Genomic DNA, 16,631 nt, shown 5'->3' with positions numbered 1-16,631 from the left:
AGTAAACATGCGAATCTCAATCGACAGAGAGCTTCTTGAGAAAGCTGTCAGCGCTTTTGGAGCTGAACATGTTGCAATAAACTGGCTCCTTGAAACGCACTCTTTGCTTGGTACTTCGCCAGCGGAGTTTGCCAAAACTCAAACTGGTAGAATCGAAGTTGAGAAAATACTCAGCGCCATCCAGTTTGGTGGCATAGTTTAGTTGGCAATATCCAAGCGATCGTTAAGTTTAATCCACTACCAGTAACTCATTAATGTTAATGGTGTAGCTATTGCTTTTATGATCTTGTTTCATTTGCAGGGGCTTTTTAAAGCCTTGACTACCTACAATCAATGTACCTTTACCCATACGTTGGTTGACGATATCCATCGCATTCATTAAACGCTCATTTTTGGTAACTAATTTAGGCGTGATCTCTTGGCATATGCTGCCACCAAATCCAGCACTAAGGGTTTTTGGCTTTTAGGAACACGAACGACAGTGGTTTCTTCTGAGGGGCTGCCATAGGCGGATTTACGTCCGGCACCTACTCTTTTCCCACCATGATTTTTTGTGCCTTCAATCTTCATTTTGAAATCGTAACATAATCAAAATGGGTGAGATTGAGACAAACAAAAATTCAAAAAATCATAACTCTTGTCGCTCATTAACAAATTCATGTGGAAGTAGTATGCTGTCTTTGGCTAGAACCTAGCTGAGACAATTAAGTTTAAAAATAACGTTTGATTAACGATCAAGGGGGAGACATGAATAAATCAGAATTAATAGCCAAAATTGCAGAAGCTCAAGGACTCACAAAAAAAGATGCAACCAAGGCAGTTGATGGTTTTGTGGCAGCTGTCCAAGAAGTGCTAACAGATGGGGAGAATGTCACTATTCAAGGGTTCGGGACTTTTAGAGTTGCCGATCACAAAGAAAAAGCTGGAACAAATCCCAAGACTGGGAAACCAATGAAAATTGCTGCTACAAAAAGAGCATCATTTTCAGCAGGCACGCGCTTAAAAGATGCAGTTAAGAAAAGTGGTATCAAAACTGGCGGCGGTGGTCCGGGTGGAAAGGGATAATCATGCCTACATTGCAGACATATAGAGATTATCATTCTGATGCGACTAAAAAAGTATCTGAGAATACCCGAACATTAGCATTGTCGGCTATTGCGATTGTTTGGTTGTACAAGGTCACAAAACCTGAAGGTGGGTTTACTTTACCAGAAGAACTAATCACGCCATTGCTGTTAGTTTTTTTTGCTCTGGCAGCGGATTTTTCTCAATATTTATATGGAAGTATTGCCTGGCACATTATCTTTAGGCTTGAAGAGGTGAAACTGCACAAAGGCCTCATCACTGAAGACAGTAATCTTGAAGGTGTTGAGCCGTGGATTCTTTATATACCTTATATTCTGTTTTATGGAAAAACGGTATTAGTCGGCTTTGCTTACTACTATTTATTGACATATTTTTTAAACGTCACAACCATTAGAGCCGTCACCGAAGTTACTACAAACTGATGATTTATCCCTATTTTCTTTAACCGGGATGAAGTAATCATCATCTTGAGAAATGTCACCAGCGGCTGGTTCAAAACTCATCTTGAACTGGCCGACGTAACCCTCTGTTGGCGCATCATCCAATAAATAAAATGCAATTTGAGCTAATCTGAGTCCAGGATACAATTCAATAGGAATCTCCCCAAAGTTGGCCAATTCCAATGTAATGATGCCACGGTAATCTGGATTCACAATCGTTGCTGTCGCAATGTTCAAGCCTTCTCTTGCCCAAGATGATCGGGCAGTCACAATACCTTGCAAATCAAGTGGCAAATGCACCCACTCCAACGTTGGGACCAAAGCTAAAGTACCTGGATGCAATAGGAATGGCTTTCCAAAAGGAATATCTACTCGCTCATGCTTTTGCTGTTTGTATCTTACACAGTCATGGTCTTTGACTTTTTTATACACTGCCGGCTCAACATGAGATTGGCCACCGGCTTTAGCAACCATGACTACGTTACCCATACGAAGGTCGATGGATGATGGCCCAATCTGGAGACGATCCAGAATGGGGGAAACTGTCAGTTTTTTTGCTGAAGTTGTGCTAAGACGCTCTTCAATCGCCTTCTTTGATAATGCAGACATGGTGCGCTCCCTTAAGCACGCTTGTTAGTGGTATTTTTATGCTGCTTTTTTATTGTCTTCAGGTTTCTTGGGATTTTCCAGCATCTTTTTAATTGAAACTTGCTGCATGATCCCATGCTCGCATAAGCGATTGATATCTGAGAACTTAATAATTGATCCTGGTTGAGACTGGGCAATCCAGCCTGCAAAAATGATATCTCTGAAATCCACATGTCTATATTGCGGGCCTTCAGGCGTGAACTTATAACCAACTGGCGGACACCGATCTAAAATCTGATGCACTAAATGATTGATATTTTCCGGGTCAGGTGCCTGATAGAGTGTTTTCGGGAAGCTTGCCAAAAACGCTTGTAATTTATCAACAGTGATTTTGACAGCTTCTTTCGAGATCACTTTGAACCAAGGATCTGTTTCTTGTTTCTCGTAAACATCCTTCCAAAATGCATCAACAGCTGGTTGGATGGACTGGTCAAATTTCCATTCAGTATAGCCCAGCGATTCTGCTGCCAATAACAAGGTATTTGCTCGGATACCGGTTAGTGGATGCTCTTCATTTACCTGCCTGCCAAGAGGGTCATTGCTGTATAACAAATGACATACCGCTCCCAAGAAACTTGGGCCAAACATTAGTAATCCGATGAAGTCGCATAAAAACTCTTGCAGCCATGCATCGTAATCTGCATACGCAAAGAAAAAATCTTCGTGGTCAATTGAATGCTCAGTTTTCAAATGATTCAGTCTGGCTTTTACTTCTTGTGGTGCTGATTCAGAGTATAACCATTGCACAACCGTTGGTTGATCTTTGAATACCGGGCTTGCCTTCACGAAATTTTCTATAAAAATTTCATCAAGTTCATTTTGGATCAGGGGAATGTTGTAGATGGCATGCCCCATTTCATGACCTAGGATGGTATGAAATAAAACATAATGTTTGAGGGTTCGCGGGAATTCAATAATGAATATTCTGCGTTTGCTCAGCTGCTTGTTTGCATCTGAATAAATAGAGTAAGTATGCAGACCACCTTCAGCAATAACATGCACATTTGGAACACGTGTTACAACGCGATCTTTTAAAACTCGTTTTTCAGTACAAAGTGCTTTAGATATTTCCTTGAATTCTTCGACAAACGGCCATGAGTATTCACCTAGCGATGATCTCTCAATACGGCAAACAAGTTCAGACAAAAATTCAAGGTTTACAGCTAGTTCACGAACGATATGAGTATTTGTGGGATCAACCAATTCGAGGGACGCCTTAATGTATTCAAGGCGTTGGCCGCATTCCTCATAAAACTCTCGGCTACCCTCTAATCCATAATCATATCGAAGGGTTTGGTCCAATACGGAAAGCAGATTTTCACATTCATTTTTCAGGAAATCTACTGGACGCATTGATGATCACCTTATAAAACCAATGCTTTTTCAAATGTGCTGAAAAAGCTCTTAGCCTGAACCTGTTGTTCTTGTGTTAAAGGTGCATTTTCCGACATTTGATAGAGAATGAACTCTACTTCGTATACCGCTTCTTCTTTTGGTTTACCTGCAAATACCTCATTCATGGTACTGTCTAATGCCTGCTTGATGGGCAAGTGCCAGCTCTTAGATGACATTTGATGGTGTCGTCTGCCAGGCGATGCACTGCTCATTGCCAATACACCGCTATGTGTTTCATCTTTGAAAGCATCATAACGATACATTTCCATCAGCCTGAATAAACCCTCGACTGGGATTTGGTTATAGGCAGGTATGGCAGCAGTATTTTCGGCATAATCGGAGACGATGGCTGCGAAACGTTTATATCTAGCACTACTACTATCTGGACGTGTTGAAGACATGATAGGCATATTTTTCTCCGTTTCTTAAAAATTCAAAACAAAAATGCGTAGCCACCTCAAGCTACACATTTTTGCTACGCAATTTTTAGTCCACTTTCTATATTGGCAGTGATTTCTTCTCTAAGTTTCGATAGTTCAAGGACAAATGCGAACGACATTTGACCAGATTCTAGTAATTCTACTACACCATGGTCTGCAAAATAGATGCTATAGCCATCAGTGACAACGTAACGAGTTGTTAAGATGCCCTTACTTTCGATGCCTCGTTGGTTTAAAGCCTTCAGGTTTTCCTTCAAACGTAGCGGTGAAATGCCGTTTGCAAGGAGTTTTGCCATGACACGTAGCAATAATATATCCGCAAAACTGTATCTGCGTTTGGAACCACGACCGCGATGATTACCTGCTGATGGGATCACCATTTCATGGCGACACAGATAATTGACCATATCCATGGTAAGGCCTGAATGCTTAGCAGCATCCTTGGCTTCAAACCAAGTTTTGGCTTTACGCGTTGGCTTCGGAATACTCATATTTAGAGTTTAGCTCTAGACTCCAATTATAGTCAACTGATTTTATTGAATAAAATCTCATTTTAAAATTTAAAAACTACACTGTTGTATTGTGTACAGATAAAAAAAACCGGCCATAAGGCCGGGAGGGGTGCCTGTCATTATCTACTTAAGTTAAATAGACGATGAGCTAGACTGGAATTCATGGTTGGCTTTTCTTACGTGATCTGGTTTCACGCTGAGTTTTAGATTTGAAAGCCATTTTTTGCTGCAATGTGTTCTCTGTGAGTCCTGATAAAAATTCGTTACTGAATTTATAACCCAACACCTTAGCGTTCTCGATAAATCTATCTACATAGCTACGGCTTTGATCAGGTGTTTTCACCATGGAGCTTGGACGAAAACGAACCTTAGCTGGGTCAATGTTAGAGGATGCCAATACATTTTTCATGTTTTGCTCATCCAGAGCCTTCAAAGCAGCTGCACTATTAGCAGCTGCCATAAATTCTGGGTCCAGGTTCAGAGTTTCACGGGCATAAGTAATGAATTCATCATCTGGGCTGTTCAAGATATGATCAAGGGCTTGATCAAGCAACGCTTCGTCTATTGCTAAATTTCCTTTTTCCTTAGTTTGCATAATTTAGGTCTCTCCTATTTTCATGACAGCACGCTGAAGTCTGCGGTCAGCAGCCCAAAACGATTTGTCATGCATTCCGAGTTTTTCACGGATTTCCGATTTAGATAAGCCATGCTCAAGTAACAGATTCAGGATCAATGTCGCATCCTTATCGTTAACTAACAGCTCACGAAGTTTCTCGATACGCTGTTCTTGTGCATCTGCTTCCTCATTGGCAATGAGAATGTCTTCAGGAGACAAGTCAGTATATTGCTCTGTTGTACTGACTGAATCTACTTCATCAAACTCTTCATGACCATAAGTTAATTGCGCTCTAGTATGAGTTGCCTTCCTAGTCGCATCAGAAGCAATGCTACGCATGACACCGACGAAATGACCGATGAAGTCTACTTTCGTCTTATTCCAGTTTCGCTCTCCAAGAACGGAGCTATAGGCTGCCCCAATGAGGTCTTCCTCTGTTGTATGGATTTTTAACTTTGGATGGTGATTCAGAATTGCACGCGCAGCTGCATATATACGCGGGGAGGGATTTCGCGCTTGCGCCTCAACCTCTGCTCGTATTTCAGCATCAGTCGCCAAATCACCCAAAGTCACTGCTAATAGATCAGGTTTGTTCATTTAAATATCCTCCTCACAAGAAGAATGCTTAAAAAAAACGATTTTTGACACGCTCAATGAAAATTTATTTTCTGGATTTTTCACGTCAAAAAAATACCGATTTTCAGCATTACCTTGCAAGAGCAGAACACATTTAGTTCTGTTCAAATTGAAAAGGAAAATTCAGCCATGCAAACAGTTAATACGAATGCTTCAGATCCAAATGTAAGACCACGTGACCCAAAGTATATTCTAAATATCGAAGGAATCGAACATCAGTGGCATAAAGACACTATCACTACCGAGGAAATCGCTAAGCTCGGTGGATGGGTTGGTGAAGGTGTAATCGAAATCGATGCGGACAATGTGGAACGCACATTGGCACCGGGCGAAGTTATTAAATTGAAACCAGGCCAAGGTTTCGCCAAGAAGGTTAAGTGGAAACGTGGTGACAGCCTGTTTGACACTCGCCTTACCAATGAAATGCAACACTTGCAGGGCCATTTTAAAACTCAAATCATCCAAGACGGTAGCTGGTTTCTTATCAAAGATTATCCGTTGCCAGTAGGCTGGAGCTTGCGACAAGCGGACATTGCTTTTCGTGCACAACCAGATTATCCAGGTACACCACCATATGGTTTCTGGGTACCAACAGGCCTACGCTTCAATGGTGCAATGCCAGGTAACTATCAAGATACCGTGACAGATACACCGCCATTTCCTGGTCAGTGGGGAATGTTCTCATGGGCACCGGACCAATGGAGACCAAGCAGCGATATTGGTGCCGGCTTCAACCTTCTCAACTTTGCACTGAGTTTTGCGGTGCGTCTGGGTGAAGGGGCATAAACATGGCAGCCGTCATTCATATGACGGCATCCACTCATGCAGATGTGCTAAGTCACCTTTTTCCTAAAGGTGACAAGCGTGAACAAGGCGGATTCCTATTCTGCCAGTTTGACGAGATGGCGCAGGCATTTCAAGTTATTGAGTGGATGCCCCTTAAAGGTTTGGATTATGCCTCGCAGGAGCGGGACTATCTGGAACTGTCTGATGAAACCCGTGCCGGCCTGATTAAAAAGGCTCACGACATGGGTGCGTCACTGGTCGAGATTCACTGTCACCCTGGGCAAACCAAAGTCGCCTTTTCGTTGGCTGATTGGATGGGCTTCCGTGACTTTGTACCGCATATCCGCTGGCGACTTGCCAAGAAACCCTATGGTGCACTTGTTTACGGCTATGACTGCGTAGATGGTTTTGCCTGGGTAGATGACAGCAAACAACCGATTTCAATTTCCGGGATTCAGATTGGCGATGGATTTCTTCGCACGACTGAAAATTCCATCAAAGCATTCTTGCGAGGTTCCTATGGATCGATTTGACCGAAATGAACGCTTCTTTGGCGTTGACGGGCAACGCTTACTGCGTGAAAGCGTGGTGGCCGTGGTGGGTTGCGGGGGCTTAGGCACTCATGTTATCCAACAACTGTCGTATCTGGGTGTCCGCAAACTGATTGTCATTGATGACGAAGATCTCAGTTTGACTAACAAAAATCGTTACGTGCTTGCATACGATGCAGATCCGGTCACCGGCTTTCCCAAGGTGGATATGATCAAACGTTCAGTGGCGATGATTGACCCTACCATTGAAGTCATCAAAGTGCATGCGAGTGTTCGTAGCAAGGAAGCTTTCGATGCCATGCGTGAAGCACGTACCATCTTTGGTTGCCTGGATAATGACGGTGCTCGACTGATACTGAATGAATACGCCTTAGCTTACGGAAAAGAGCTGTTTGACCTGGCAACAGACACCCACAAAGATGAAAACAACTTCTACTTTGGTGGTCGTCTGGCCTACATTGCCCCAGATGAGCCTAACTGCCTGGTATGCATGGACATGATTAACCTGAAAGCTGCGCAAGAAGATCTTGCTAGTGAAAAGTCGAGACAAGACCGTGAAAGTATTTATGGTGTTGACCGCAGTGCTTTAAATGAGATTGGGCCATCAGTGGTTTCATTAAACGGTGTCCTTGCATCATTAGCCGTGCAGGAATACATGGTGCAGACCACCGGCATTAGGAAGGCGGTCAGGCAGCTTCAATATCGCGGAAACATGGGAATTGTCGCCGTTAGCCGTCCACAGGAATGCCCGGATTGCTACTTCTGCAATGATGTTAAAGACTCCCTGAATGATGCCAATCTGGAGCGTTATCTGTAGATGGGTTGGCTCACCGATAATTTTTTAGTGTTATTGCACTCAACACGCACCCAACTGTCGTTAGACGGGGGCGTCTTGAGTGCATTACTTATCTTGGTTTACGGCCAATTCCAGGTAGATGCTTTTGACTTAACTGGATCGCTATCCCCGCTTACCGCAATCCTAAAACCATACTTTATGCATCGCTATGAGGCATTGGCTCTCCTGGCGTTTCTCACATTCTTAAAACTTGCCTTTTAGACTTCGCCCGCTTTACTAGACGATTATCAGGCTTCAGGACTAAGGCTTATTCAAGCTTAGTTTTTGATTTTTCTAATTCAGCAACACGCCCCTTCAGCTCATCGTTTTCTTCCATTAATGCTCTAAGCTGATTTTCCTTAATCTGTTCACGCTGTCTAACCATACGTCCAATTCTACGATTCACATATGGCCTAAGCGATTCGGGCCTACTTTGGCCAACATTAAATGCCACTGCCGTGGTGATGGATAATTCACTTGTATCGAGGCCAAGCTCCAATCGAGATTGAAGCTCTTTATCGACCTGATCATTCACATTTCTTCGCCTGAAACTGTGGGTACTTGCTCCTCTCGGCCGTCCAAGCTTTCTAAACGCTGAACCATAAATAGTAGATATTGTGGAATCCCTTAACGGGCGGCCTTCACGTTCGGATAAGAAAATGCGATTTTCGGCACTAGCCTCAGTCCAGCCATTTTTGGAAAGCAATTCCTTACGATGAGTTTCGATAAACTCTACGACTCTGAATGCCAATCTGAAAGGCACTTCAAATTGGCGCACATACCCAAACTTCTGCGATGGTGGAACAACAACATAGCTATCATGGGCACTGTCCAGAAGATTCAAATTCAAAAATTGATCACATGTGAGTGAGTTGATTGAGCCTCGTCGCCAACCGATCTCACAGGCGAGATCCATCATTAGAATGTTACGTTGAGCACAATATGGGCTAAATTCGGAGTGGAACATCTCTGTAAGAAGCGCAACATCTTCATGGGACGCCTCATATTGGCTTGGGAGACCATTAGAGCCAGTACTCCTAAATAGTAATGGGTAGTTCAACCTACTATTTGTTCTTCCTGACCGAGAAAGTGGTCTATAAACCGACCCTTGTTGTTTTGAAGCAAGTGCGCTAGTTACCGGGCAATCCCATTCACCAATTATTCCAACAACTTGCTTCTCTGACTCCTGTAGCCAGTGCAAAAACTGATAAGTTCGGCGAAGCTTAGCATTAACTGTCCTCTTTGCTACTCTTTCACACTTTGATCCATTAGCTGAATCAAGTATCTTTTTGAACTCACTTTCCTTAAATACCTTCAAAAAAACATCATCAATATCCGTGTAACCTTTCCCCTCTGCAAGCAGGTGCTCAACAAAGCCTTTTAATAGATATAACTCGTTCCGAACAGTCTTAGCATTCAGTAATTCGCTACTCTGTAGGTGTATAGAGTAATCCGTTAACTCCCATAAAATGGAATTCGTTTTTGTGTCATAAGCAATTCCCACAGCTTGCTCTGGCGAACCATTCCAGGAGAGTAATATTCGAGAAGCTTTTGTCTTTCCGATCATCACTTGACTCTTTTTAAAGGGACAACTTTAGCCAGTTTAGCCTTTAAGGTCGCAAGCTCTGCCTTGGTGTCTTCAAGCTCGCCCTCCAGCGACTTTACCAATCGCTGGAACTCCCTCTCTATACTAACCGAACTACTTTGCGACTCTGAAATTTGGCGCTGAAGCAATCGCATGTTTTCTCGCAAGACAATCAATTCTGTTTCCGCAACACTCCGAAGCTTCCTCTCCAGTTCCAAGCTAGTATTCAGTTTTTTAATCCTCAATGGTTTTAACTGGTTCGCCTGAGATAGCGATTTTATAACTAACGCTTCAAGCACTGCGGCTACACGTAGTCGCAACTCCTTATGAGAGTTCAAAGTTTCATTTGCATTACGAAATATCGCCGGTATCCCTTCACGAAGTTGCAATGAATTCTGTGAGCCATCCCAAAAATTGAATTGTCTGATGCTTCTCGGGAAGTACTCTAAACCCGCTAAATTTTTATCAATCCCAGAGTTGATCGTTTGGATAGGTGGTATTCCGTTCTTAGCCCAAGCTTCAAGGATATTCAACTTACAAAGGATGTTCCTCTCAGCACTAAGCTTATTAATATCCGCAATTTCTGGTTTACGAGAGGCATTGATTTTCATATCTAAGCATGCCCACTATTGAGCCGTGATTTATGATCAGCAATATCCGCCGGACGTAGGTTCACCATTCAGTATTGAAAGCATAATTTCTATCAGCTTTTCATCTCGAACAATATCCATTTCTTTTTGGATTTCATGGACATGTCTTGCAAATCTTGTAGCGCGGTCCCTATCTTTGGTTGCTATCGTATTGACTATTCGTTGTGCCTCATTTTGGGATATGGGGTCGTTAACATAGATTTGAGTCGAAGCTAAAGAATCATGGGCCAGTTGTTGACTTAAGGCCTGCAAGCTGGGAATTTCATGTTGATACATAAAGACAAGGGCATACATTCTTCGAAACATATGTGGGTGGATATTTATTTGCTCCCCTTTTCCAAGAGCAAATTCAGCAAACTTGCTAGCAGCACCTCTTCGATAAGCTTCGAAAACGTACCAGTTTCGAGTTGCGTGCATTCCTAAGAGTCGACTAAATCTATGATAGCCAAATAATGATCTCTCCTTTTCCGGCATATCAGCGAACGAAGGCCTCCCTAGGCAGACGTTTACTTTGTCAAACTCCATTTGAATGGCCTCAAGTGTAATGGCAGCCTTCCAGGTGGACTTGTTGATGTAAAACTTTTCGTAATCCTTCAAAGTCTTTTCAATGTAGAAATTGCCTGTATAAATCTCCATTTCTTTGTCTACAACAGTTGCAAACCCTAAATGTAATCCATATTTTCGGTGATTTATTTCGTCCCGTCTTCTGGCATTCATAGTTGCCATGAGTACAAAACAGGCTGACATCAATATCATCAAAAGATCTCGTAATGCCAAACTGTCACGCTGGGCAACATCGACTCCAGTAATTTTGATGTTTATTTCCTTTTCAAGCTCAAGTCTATAATCCGAGTCCTCAAGGGTGTCACGAAGCAAGTATCCAAGTGTTTTCCGTTCATCTTTGTGGGCTGCCTTAACTGCTTCACACACCTCTCTAAGTAGTTCTAGGATAAAGATGGTTTAAAGTATAGTTCAGAGTGGTGGCCCGTACTCACCTGTTAAATAACCTATCAGTAGCTAAGCACTGCTACCCTAAGTTGGCGCCACGCACTCGCAAGTGCTTATTAGTACCAGATGATTTACGCTGGTACTGGACTTCGCCCGCTTTACTAAACGATTATCAGGTTCCATGGACTATCCACGGTTTTGTAGACACCTAGCCTTATGTGCAAAAGAAATCACATGGCAATAACCACAAAGTACTTACTTGACATGTTGAACCCTAAAAGCGTCCAAACCGCAGAAAGACTAAGCTTCTTCGAGACCATACCAAGTTCGACCTGCTGACTCAGTAACCAAGACTCCGTATTTTTTCACAACGGAAGAGGCAGCATTTTTAGCTCTATCAAGCACGTCTTGCCTCGTCACACTCCCTTCGAAGTTGTATTCCGCTGGAGGCATTTGTACTGTCTTCGATTCACCTTCAATTGTGTCAGTAAACCCTTGCAGAGACATCTTTTTGTGAAGTTCATTGTATTGCTCCCACGAAGCATCATGTAATTCAACACGTACTGTAAAGCGCGCCATATTCACCCCCCAATTAAATTAACTACCAACTTCCATCAAAGCTCTAAAGGCCAGATGCTTCAGATACAGATTTGCTTTGTATGGAAGTCGGTACACAGTTTTACAACCAAATGCGAAGTATTAAGCAGCACACATTTATATTGGCTTACTCAATATTTCACTGTTTCTTCTCAACAGTTAAAAGATAAAATCCTGGTAGGTAATCCAGCGTTGCTTCTTGATGTGGAAAATCCGCTCCTCATCAGTCAGTAGAAGCTTTTCAGAGGCATTATTGCTAAGGTGTTGATAGGTAGTCATTCAGCCTCCTCCACATCAAAAGGGATCAGGTCACCTGTATACAATGGAGTCTTTGCAATGAATGGCTTCTCACTCGATACTTTCTGAGGTTTTGGCGCTTGCCAGCCTTTTCTACGTTGTGTCTGTCGCCTTGCAACTTTAGTTAACACAGCTGCGGACTCTTGTACTTGACGCATTTCCTTCAGCCCTTCAAAAATCAAATCCTCATTGACCTGTAACTCAGGACGTTCACTCAAGCGCTTGAGGATCGCCATCAATTCCCAATGGCTCATAGGTGGGTGGTAAGTATTCCCATAAGGGATGTCATGATAGATATTGGTATCAGGATCGAGGAAGTAGATAACACTGATATCTCGTGGGTCACGTGCGAAGATGAACTTACGCTTCAATTTAACGCTGGTCAGATCACGCGCATGAATCCACGGCTTTAAGACATCTGCATAGTAGTGAATACCGTTAACGAGTACCCCGTACTCCTGAATCGTCCGCTCGATATAAGGCATAAAGTCCAGATGCAGCTTACGCTCATCCTGAATCGGCGCTGGCAGACCAATGCTACGAGTGTGCTCATCTCCGAATACGAATTTTTCATATAACTTGATTGGAGCCATTCTACCAATGCCTCGATGGGGCCGCTGATGATAGACCTTGGTGACAAAGATGCCAAACCAATGCTCAAACTCGTTAAGCGTCAGGATGGATTTCTTTTCTGAGTCGTAATCACCTTTCTCTCCAGTGTTGGAGAAGGTAGTTCCCTGAACACTTTGTACGCGATGCATAAAAGTGCGGAATAGCCGCTCAACATGTCCCCCATAGTTTGGTAAACCCTTAGGACGATTCTCCATCACAATCCCATATTCCTGGCATGCGCGCTCAAGCATAGTGCCTCGAAACTCAGCTGCATTATCGGCAAAAATCTTCTGAGGTACGCCATAAATTGGCCAATCAGTTTCGATGTTATGTTTAGCCAACCACATCTTCTTAGGCAGAATGGCGTGCGATAAGGCTAGGCCTGTTGCTAGTGCGCCTGGATGATCTAAGGAAATGCAGAAGCCAGCGAGCATGCGCGTGCAGGAATCGGTCACAATAGTGAGATAGGCTCTGCCAATCGGTTGACGATAAACATCATCAACCAGAATTATGTCTACCGGGGTGTGGTCAATTTGGTAAACAGCCAGTGGCACATCAGCCCCTGGGAAAGACCCTCGCATCGGCTGATAATATTCTCTCGCAGTTTTAGGGCTGTACCGCTTTGCCATCACCAATCGATCTTGGATGCGATCCACTCGCCTCTGCACTGTTGTCCTACTTGGTGGAGATAATTTCTTTTCTCGGCAAGCAATGACGATTTGTTCCCATAATTCAACAACCGTTGGTCGCTCTTTTACTAGGTAGAACTGGTTAATCTGTTCGGTAACAATCTGGTCTATTTCCGACTTTAGCCTAGAGCGTCCAATGTCATTTCGCTTTTCTCTTAAGAGAGCAGTGGCAGTTTGTTCAGCTTCTAGCTTATTTAACCAGCGATAGATAGTGATTCGGTTTTTACCAAATTGTTTGGCGACTGCATCAATCTCTTCGTAAGTCCGGTCTCGCTTCTTCTTCCGTAGCAAAGGTTTCAACAGATTGAATTGCGTCTGCACGTCCAGCCAAGCTTCCTTTGATATCGAGATTAAGGCCGACTTATTCTTGCTGGATGAAGTGAGCTTTAGCTCATCTGCGTTTGCGAGTTCAACACGGTTTGTCTCTATGTGTTTAAGCAAGACTTTGTTCAGCTCGTGTATATCCATCAGCTGCCAGCTTTGTTCTTTCCAAATGACGATAGATCCTGGTTTGAGTTTTTGCATACGTTATAAAGTCCAGATTTTAGTGCTCATAGTGAGTGGCTCTGATAAGTCACATCCAATTTCACGACGCGCTACGATTCCCCAAAGTAGCGGGATTAACTTGGCTTGGTTCCACTTGTCTTTGCAGAGTACAGTGATCAATTCTGCCGGAGTAGTGACTTGCAATTCTTTGAGCTTATCTGATAACCAAATGACCATATCCGGCTCATAGCGATCTAAATAAGGTGTTAAGAATTTAACGTTCTCAAGAAAAGGCGTGCGAATTCGATCCTCGGTATATATAGCAAACAACCAGTCACGGTCTTTGGCGTATTTCTTGGCCGCCCGATACCTTTCCAGCCACGGCTTAAATTGACCGGTAAAGTCATTTCGATATTTGACTTCAACCAATACCGGTCTTGGGTCATGTACGAATATATCCTTACGATATTCGATCAACCCATCAGGAGTATATTGATGCCATTCACCATCATCAGACTGATACTTGATAGTCAATGGTTGGGGGGTATAGATATCGACCAACGGATCAAAATTTAGAAGGATCATTAAATCCCTCTCCAACGATGACTCGTAGCGATTTCCATTTGGCATAGTCCCTGTAATGCTGCGCGACTGAACACCTATTTTGCGCACAGGCCCGTCAACCAATTCGGAAGTTTTAATTCTATTTATTGCGTTCATGGGGATGATTATTGCATTTAATTTGGGCTTTTACAGGCAGTGTGCCGCGGCCAGGTGAAATCAGCCTGGCACATCATGGCGTGTTGTTTTTAGATGAACTGCCTGAATTCGACAGGAAAGTGCTGGAGGTACTTCGCGAACCGCTGGAGAGTGGCAATATCACGATCTCGCGCGCTGCCAGACAGGCGACGTTTCCGGCCCTGTTTCAGCTTATTGCTGCCATGAACCCTTGCCCATGCGGTTATTACGGGCATTACAATCAACGCTGCCGCTGTACGCTGGAACAAATTTTACGCTACAAAAACAAACTTTCAGGCCCACTGTTGGACCGGATAGATATGAATATTGATGTGCCTGCACTCAAGCCAGAAGAATTAACCCATGCGCACAATGGCGAGCAAAGTGCGGTCATCCGTGATCGCGTGATACAGGCGCGGCAGCGCCAACTGCTGCGCCAACAGAAACCGAATGCAGCGTTAGGCGCATTGGAGGTTTCCAAGCATTGCCAACTGGGCGAGCAAGCCAATCATTTGCTGCAAATGGCCGTGCAAAAGTTTTCACTGTCTGCCCGCAGCTATCACCGTATCCTCAAGGTGGCCAGAACCATCGCTGATCTGGCCAACGCGGAATACATTCTGGATCAACACATTGCAGAGGCGCTACAATACAGGCGTCATGACTATTGAAAAGCCGAGTCTCTATGCAACTTTATGATGCCAGCATCGCCCCGCTAATCCGCAACCTGCTCAATCTCCAGCATATTTTGCAACAAGGAGAGGCTTATGCCGAACAGAAAAAAGTCGCGCCTGAGGTCCTGCTCAACAGCCGTTTGTATGTGGATATGTATCCATTAACTAAACAGGTGCAACTGGTGAGTGACATGAGCAAAGGTGCGGGTGGCCGGCTGGCGGGCATAGAGATTCCACAATATGAGGATGATGAAACCAGCTTTGAGCAACTTTACGCGAGAATTGCTAAAACTGTGGCGTTTCTAGAAGCGATCACGCCTGCACAGCTTGAAGGCGCCGAAGATAAAGAAGTCGTGTTAACCATACGTAAAGTGGATCTGACCTTCACCGGTTTGGATTACCTGGAAAAATGGGTCATGCCCAATGTGTATTTTCACGTCACGACGGCGTATAACATTTTGCGCCATCTTGGCGTGCCCTTGGGCAAAACTGACTATCTGGGACAAAAACGCTAACGCCTCAAGGGCGTTTACGCCAATACGAAACGGGCTCAGCTGACTCCAGCATGGCCTTACGCCTTAGCGTTTCAAAGGCCTCGTTCTCAGAAACCCCTTGAGCAGCAGCAATCTGTGTAGCCTGTTTTGTTGCAGCCGTGACCCAGGCAGCATTTTCCTGATAGCCACGATCTTGCATGCACCGTTCTAACACTCGCGATTGCCGTGCAGCTTTTTCAAGCTTTTGAAATGGTAATTGCTCCGGCAACTCTGCCGCCGCCTTGCTAGCAATCAGGTCACACTGATTGATGACCTGCGCTAATTCGCTTTGCGCTGGCTCTGCATCGGACACCTGCAGTGATTGCCAATACCAATACCCAACGCCTGCCAGCAAGCCTGCAACTAAAACCCATCCAACCTGACTCTTGCGCATACGTGTGACTCCTTTTCTATTGGATTCCATGCCGTCTCACTTTTTTAGCGAATCCACCCTACGGGCCTGATCTGGCCTGCATTGCTTCATTAAAGCGTCATACAAGCTGGTTAACATAGATTTAAATGTTCGCATGAACAAATCAATCTCAAGAATGGAAACCATATGACGTTAATACAAGTATACATAAACCGGAATAAAGGACGCCCCATGAAAGACTTGCACCAAGACGAGCCACTCACCTACACCGCGAGCATGCCAGAGCTGATGACGGCGCAGGATATTATGTATCTGGCCGAAGATATCACCGCCGACAGCAATATCCAGGCAATTTACAAACCTGCAGAACTGACTTTGGAAGTCGTCTAAACACGCCTGAGGTCTCTCACACACACCACGCACTTCACGCGTGAGATTGCATCGTAAATTGCTTGCGCAGCCACAAACTGCTCAAGCGCCCCCCCTGATAGACACCCGCCTGTGGTT

At 44.1% G+C, this 16,631-nt stretch carries 22 protein-coding genes and 1 pseudogene; 9 read left to right on the top strand and 14 right to left on the bottom strand.

Annotated elements, in window-relative coordinates; translation table 11 throughout:
• Positions 1 to 7 precede the first annotated feature (7 nt).
• The gene (locus tag ACIDF8_RS09095) at positions 8 to 202 is read left to right on the top strand and encodes an antitoxin Xre/MbcA/ParS toxin-binding domain-containing protein (RefSeq protein WP_412010295.1); all 195 of its coding nucleotides are present in this window, start codon (positions 8 to 10) and stop codon (positions 200 to 202) included.
• A gap of 27 nt (positions 203 to 229) precedes the next feature.
• Here the strand turns inward: ACIDF8_RS09095 and ACIDF8_RS09090 are convergent, their stop codons facing one another.
• The gene (locus ACIDF8_RS09090; protein ID WP_412010294.1) at positions 230 to 379 is read right to left on the bottom strand and encodes a DUF4113 domain-containing protein; all 150 of its coding nucleotides are present in this window, start codon (positions 377 to 379) and stop codon (positions 230 to 232) included.
• 368 nt (positions 380 to 747) lie between these two features.
• Here ACIDF8_RS09090 and ACIDF8_RS09085 point away from each other — a divergent pair, with 368 nt between their 5' ends.
• Both ACIDF8_RS09085 and ACIDF8_RS09080 read left to right on the top strand, forming a co-directional pair.
• Positions 748 to 1,065: an HU family DNA-binding protein gene (locus ACIDF8_RS09085; RefSeq protein ID WP_412010293.1), complete on the top strand. Its 318-nt coding sequence runs from the start codon at positions 748 to 750 to the stop codon at positions 1,063 to 1,065.
• Positions 1,066 to 1,067: 2 nt separating this feature from the next.
• Positions 1,068 to 1,508 (top strand): hypothetical protein, encoded by a 441-nt coding sequence (locus ACIDF8_RS09080; RefSeq protein ID WP_412010292.1) that lies wholly within the window; start codon positions 1,068 to 1,070, stop codon positions 1,506 to 1,508.
• On the opposite strand, the gene dcd is transcribed toward ACIDF8_RS09080, so the two are convergent.
• From dcd to ACIDF8_RS09050, 6 genes are all read right to left on the bottom strand, one after another.
• On the bottom strand, positions 1,461 to 2,135 hold the full coding sequence (gene dcd, locus ACIDF8_RS09075; protein ID WP_412010291.1) for a dCTP deaminase: 675 nt from the start codon (positions 2,133 to 2,135) through the stop codon (positions 1,461 to 1,463). The genes ACIDF8_RS09080 and dcd overlap by 48 nt on opposite strands.
• 36 nt (positions 2,136 to 2,171) lie before the next feature.
• Entirely contained in the window at positions 2,172 to 3,527 is a 1,356-nt protein-coding gene (locus ACIDF8_RS09070) for a hypothetical protein (protein ID WP_412010290.1), read from the bottom strand.
• A gap of 11 nt (positions 3,528 to 3,538) precedes the next feature.
• The gene (locus ACIDF8_RS09065; RefSeq protein WP_412010289.1) at positions 3,539 to 3,979 is read right to left on the bottom strand and encodes a hypothetical protein; all 441 of its coding nucleotides are present in this window, start codon (positions 3,977 to 3,979) and stop codon (positions 3,539 to 3,541) included.
• Between the two features lie 65 nt (positions 3,980 to 4,044).
• Positions 4,045 to 4,500, bottom strand: a complete 456-nt coding sequence (locus ACIDF8_RS09060) for a MerR family transcriptional regulator (RefSeq protein ID WP_412010288.1) — start codon at positions 4,498 to 4,500, stop codon at positions 4,045 to 4,047.
• 181 nt (positions 4,501 to 4,681) lie between these two features.
• The gene (locus tag ACIDF8_RS09055; protein WP_412010287.1) at positions 4,682 to 5,116 is read right to left on the bottom strand and encodes a hypothetical protein; all 435 of its coding nucleotides are present in this window, start codon (positions 5,114 to 5,116) and stop codon (positions 4,682 to 4,684) included.
• Positions 5,117 to 5,119: 3 nt separating this feature from the next.
• Complete coding sequence (locus tag ACIDF8_RS09050) at positions 5,120 to 5,734, bottom strand: hypothetical protein (protein ID WP_412010286.1); 615 nt, start codon at positions 5,732 to 5,734, stop codon at positions 5,120 to 5,122.
• Between the two features lie 114 nt (positions 5,735 to 5,848).
• On the opposite strand from ACIDF8_RS09050, the gene ACIDF8_RS09045 reads away from it, so the two are divergent.
• From ACIDF8_RS09045 to ACIDF8_RS09035, 3 genes are read left to right on the top strand one after another with little or no spacing between them, the layout of a single operon-like run.
• Positions 5,849 to 6,559 (top strand): hypothetical protein, encoded by a 711-nt coding sequence (locus ACIDF8_RS09045; RefSeq protein ID WP_412010285.1) that lies wholly within the window; start codon positions 5,849 to 5,851, stop codon positions 6,557 to 6,559.
• Positions 6,560 to 6,561: 2 nt separating this feature from the next.
• Entirely contained in the window at positions 6,562 to 7,092 is a 531-nt protein-coding gene (locus ACIDF8_RS09040) for a hypothetical protein (RefSeq protein ID WP_412010284.1), read from the top strand.
• On the top strand, positions 7,079 to 7,927 hold the full coding sequence (locus ACIDF8_RS09035) for a HesA/MoeB/ThiF family protein (protein ID WP_412010283.1): 849 nt from the start codon (positions 7,079 to 7,081) through the stop codon (positions 7,925 to 7,927). The genes ACIDF8_RS09040 and ACIDF8_RS09035 overlap by 14 nt, the downstream gene beginning before the upstream one ends.
• Before the next feature lie 286 nt (positions 7,928 to 8,213).
• On the opposite strand, the gene ACIDF8_RS09030 is transcribed toward ACIDF8_RS09035, so the two are convergent.
• The 6 genes from ACIDF8_RS09030 to ACIDF8_RS09005 form a co-directional block, all read right to left on the bottom strand.
• On the bottom strand, positions 8,214 to 9,512 hold the full coding sequence (locus ACIDF8_RS09030) for a hypothetical protein (RefSeq protein WP_412010282.1): 1,299 nt from the start codon (positions 9,510 to 9,512) through the stop codon (positions 8,214 to 8,216).
• On the bottom strand, positions 9,512 to 10,141 hold the full coding sequence (locus tag ACIDF8_RS09025; RefSeq protein WP_412010281.1) for a hypothetical protein: 630 nt from the start codon (positions 10,139 to 10,141) through the stop codon (positions 9,512 to 9,514). The genes ACIDF8_RS09030 and ACIDF8_RS09025 overlap by 1 nt, the downstream gene beginning before the upstream one ends.
• Positions 10,142 to 10,177: 36 nt before the next feature.
• On the bottom strand, positions 10,178 to 11,110 hold the full coding sequence (locus tag ACIDF8_RS09020; RefSeq protein ID WP_412010280.1) for a hypothetical protein: 933 nt from the start codon (positions 11,108 to 11,110) through the stop codon (positions 10,178 to 10,180).
• A gap of 318 nt (positions 11,111 to 11,428) precedes the next feature.
• Positions 11,429 to 11,707 carry a hypothetical protein gene (locus tag ACIDF8_RS09015; RefSeq protein ID WP_412010279.1) on the bottom strand — a complete coding sequence of 93 codons (279 nt, stop codon included), beginning with the start codon at positions 11,705 to 11,707 and terminating at the stop codon, positions 11,429 to 11,431.
• A 293-nt stretch (positions 11,708 to 12,000) separates the two neighbouring features.
• On the bottom strand, positions 12,001 to 13,848 hold the full coding sequence (locus tag ACIDF8_RS09010) for a Mu transposase C-terminal domain-containing protein (protein WP_412010278.1): 1,848 nt from the start codon (positions 13,846 to 13,848) through the stop codon (positions 12,001 to 12,003).
• 3 nt (positions 13,849 to 13,851) lie between these two features.
• Positions 13,852 to 14,529 (bottom strand): TnsA endonuclease N-terminal domain-containing protein, encoded by a 678-nt coding sequence (locus tag ACIDF8_RS09005; protein WP_412010277.1) that lies wholly within the window; start codon positions 14,527 to 14,529, stop codon positions 13,852 to 13,854.
• Between the two features lie 35 nt (positions 14,530 to 14,564).
• Here ACIDF8_RS09005 and ACIDF8_RS09000 point away from each other — a divergent pair.
• Positions 14,565 to 15,215 (top strand): annotated as a pseudogene (locus ACIDF8_RS09000) (ATP-binding protein); the annotation flags it as partial.
• Between the two features lie 14 nt (positions 15,216 to 15,229).
• Entirely contained in the window at positions 15,230 to 15,733 is a 504-nt protein-coding gene (locus ACIDF8_RS08995) for a DUF1993 domain-containing protein (protein WP_412010276.1), read from the top strand.
• Between the two features lie 4 nt (positions 15,734 to 15,737).
• Here ACIDF8_RS08995 and ACIDF8_RS08990 read toward each other — a convergent pair whose 3' ends face one another.
• The gene (locus ACIDF8_RS08990; RefSeq protein ID WP_412010275.1) at positions 15,738 to 16,145 is read right to left on the bottom strand and encodes a hypothetical protein; all 408 of its coding nucleotides are present in this window, start codon (positions 16,143 to 16,145) and stop codon (positions 15,738 to 15,740) included.
• Between the two features lie 210 nt (positions 16,146 to 16,355).
• On the opposite strand from ACIDF8_RS08990, the gene ACIDF8_RS08985 reads away from it, so the two are divergent.
• Positions 16,356 to 16,514 (top strand): hypothetical protein, encoded by a 159-nt coding sequence (locus tag ACIDF8_RS08985; protein ID WP_412010274.1) that lies wholly within the window; start codon positions 16,356 to 16,358, stop codon positions 16,512 to 16,514.
• Positions 16,515 to 16,631: the final 117 nt, after the last annotated feature.

The organism is Methylophilus sp. 3sh_L, from assembly GCF_046766015.1.
In the GTDB taxonomy this organism is placed as follows: domain Bacteria; phylum Pseudomonadota; class Gammaproteobacteria; order Burkholderiales; family Methylophilaceae; genus Methylophilus.
The sequence above is the reverse complement of the archived record's forward strand: the minus strand, read 5'-3'. Positions and strand labels throughout refer to the sequence as shown.

Excerpts from the sequence above, each read along its gene's own strand:
- ACIDF8_RS09055 (WP_412010287.1), bottom strand. The coding sequence starts at position 5,116 with ATGCAAACTAAGGAAAAAGGAAATTTAGCAATAGACGAAGCGTTGCTT.
- ACIDF8_RS09040 (WP_412010284.1), top strand. The coding sequence starts at position 6,562 with ATGGCAGCCGTCATTCATATGACGGCATCCACTCATGCAGATGTGCTA.
- ACIDF8_RS09005 (WP_412010277.1), bottom strand. The coding sequence starts at position 14,529 with ATGAACGCAATAAATAGAATTAAAACTTCCGAATTGGTTGACGGGCCT.
- ACIDF8_RS09015 (WP_412010279.1), bottom strand. The coding sequence starts at position 11,707 with ATGGCGCGCTTTACAGTACGTGTTGAATTACATGATGCTTCGTGGGAG.
- ACIDF8_RS08990 (WP_412010275.1), bottom strand. The coding sequence starts at position 16,145 with ATGCGCAAGAGTCAGGTTGGATGGGTTTTAGTTGCAGGCTTGCTGGCA.
- ACIDF8_RS09085 (WP_412010293.1), top strand. The coding sequence starts at position 748 with ATGAATAAATCAGAATTAATAGCCAAAATTGCAGAAGCTCAAGGACTC.
- ACIDF8_RS09035 (WP_412010283.1), top strand. The coding sequence starts at position 7,079 with ATGGATCGATTTGACCGAAATGAACGCTTCTTTGGCGTTGACGGGCAA.
- ACIDF8_RS08995 (WP_412010276.1), top strand. The coding sequence starts at position 15,230 with ATGCAACTTTATGATGCCAGCATCGCCCCGCTAATCCGCAACCTGCTC.
- ACIDF8_RS09095 (WP_412010295.1), top strand. The coding sequence starts at position 8 with ATGCGAATCTCAATCGACAGAGAGCTTCTTGAGAAAGCTGTCAGCGCT.
- ACIDF8_RS09065 (WP_412010289.1), bottom strand. The coding sequence starts at position 3,979 with ATGCCTATCATGTCTTCAACACGTCCAGATAGTAGTAGTGCTAGATAT.
- ACIDF8_RS09060 (WP_412010288.1), bottom strand. The coding sequence starts at position 4,500 with ATGAGTATTCCGAAGCCAACGCGTAAAGCCAAAACTTGGTTTGAAGCC.
- ACIDF8_RS09080 (WP_412010292.1), top strand. The coding sequence starts at position 1,068 with ATGCCTACATTGCAGACATATAGAGATTATCATTCTGATGCGACTAAA.
- ACIDF8_RS08985 (WP_412010274.1), top strand. The coding sequence starts at position 16,356 with ATGAAAGACTTGCACCAAGACGAGCCACTCACCTACACCGCGAGCATG.
- ACIDF8_RS09010 (WP_412010278.1), bottom strand. The coding sequence starts at position 13,848 with ATGCAAAAACTCAAACCAGGATCTATCGTCATTTGGAAAGAACAAAGC.
- ACIDF8_RS09030 (WP_412010282.1), bottom strand. The coding sequence starts at position 9,512 with ATGATCGGAAAGACAAAAGCTTCTCGAATATTACTCTCCTGGAATGGT.
- dcd (WP_412010291.1), bottom strand. The coding sequence starts at position 2,135 with ATGTCTGCATTATCAAAGAAGGCGATTGAAGAGCGTCTTAGCACAACT.
- ACIDF8_RS09090 (WP_412010294.1), bottom strand. The coding sequence starts at position 379 with ATGAATGCGATGGATATCGTCAACCAACGTATGGGTAAAGGTACATTG.
- ACIDF8_RS09070 (WP_412010290.1), bottom strand. The coding sequence starts at position 3,527 with ATGCGTCCAGTAGATTTCCTGAAAAATGAATGTGAAAATCTGCTTTCC.
- ACIDF8_RS09050 (WP_412010286.1), bottom strand. The coding sequence starts at position 5,734 with ATGAACAAACCTGATCTATTAGCAGTGACTTTGGGTGATTTGGCGACT.
- ACIDF8_RS09025 (WP_412010281.1), bottom strand. The coding sequence starts at position 10,141 with ATGAAAATCAATGCCTCTCGTAAACCAGAAATTGCGGATATTAATAAG.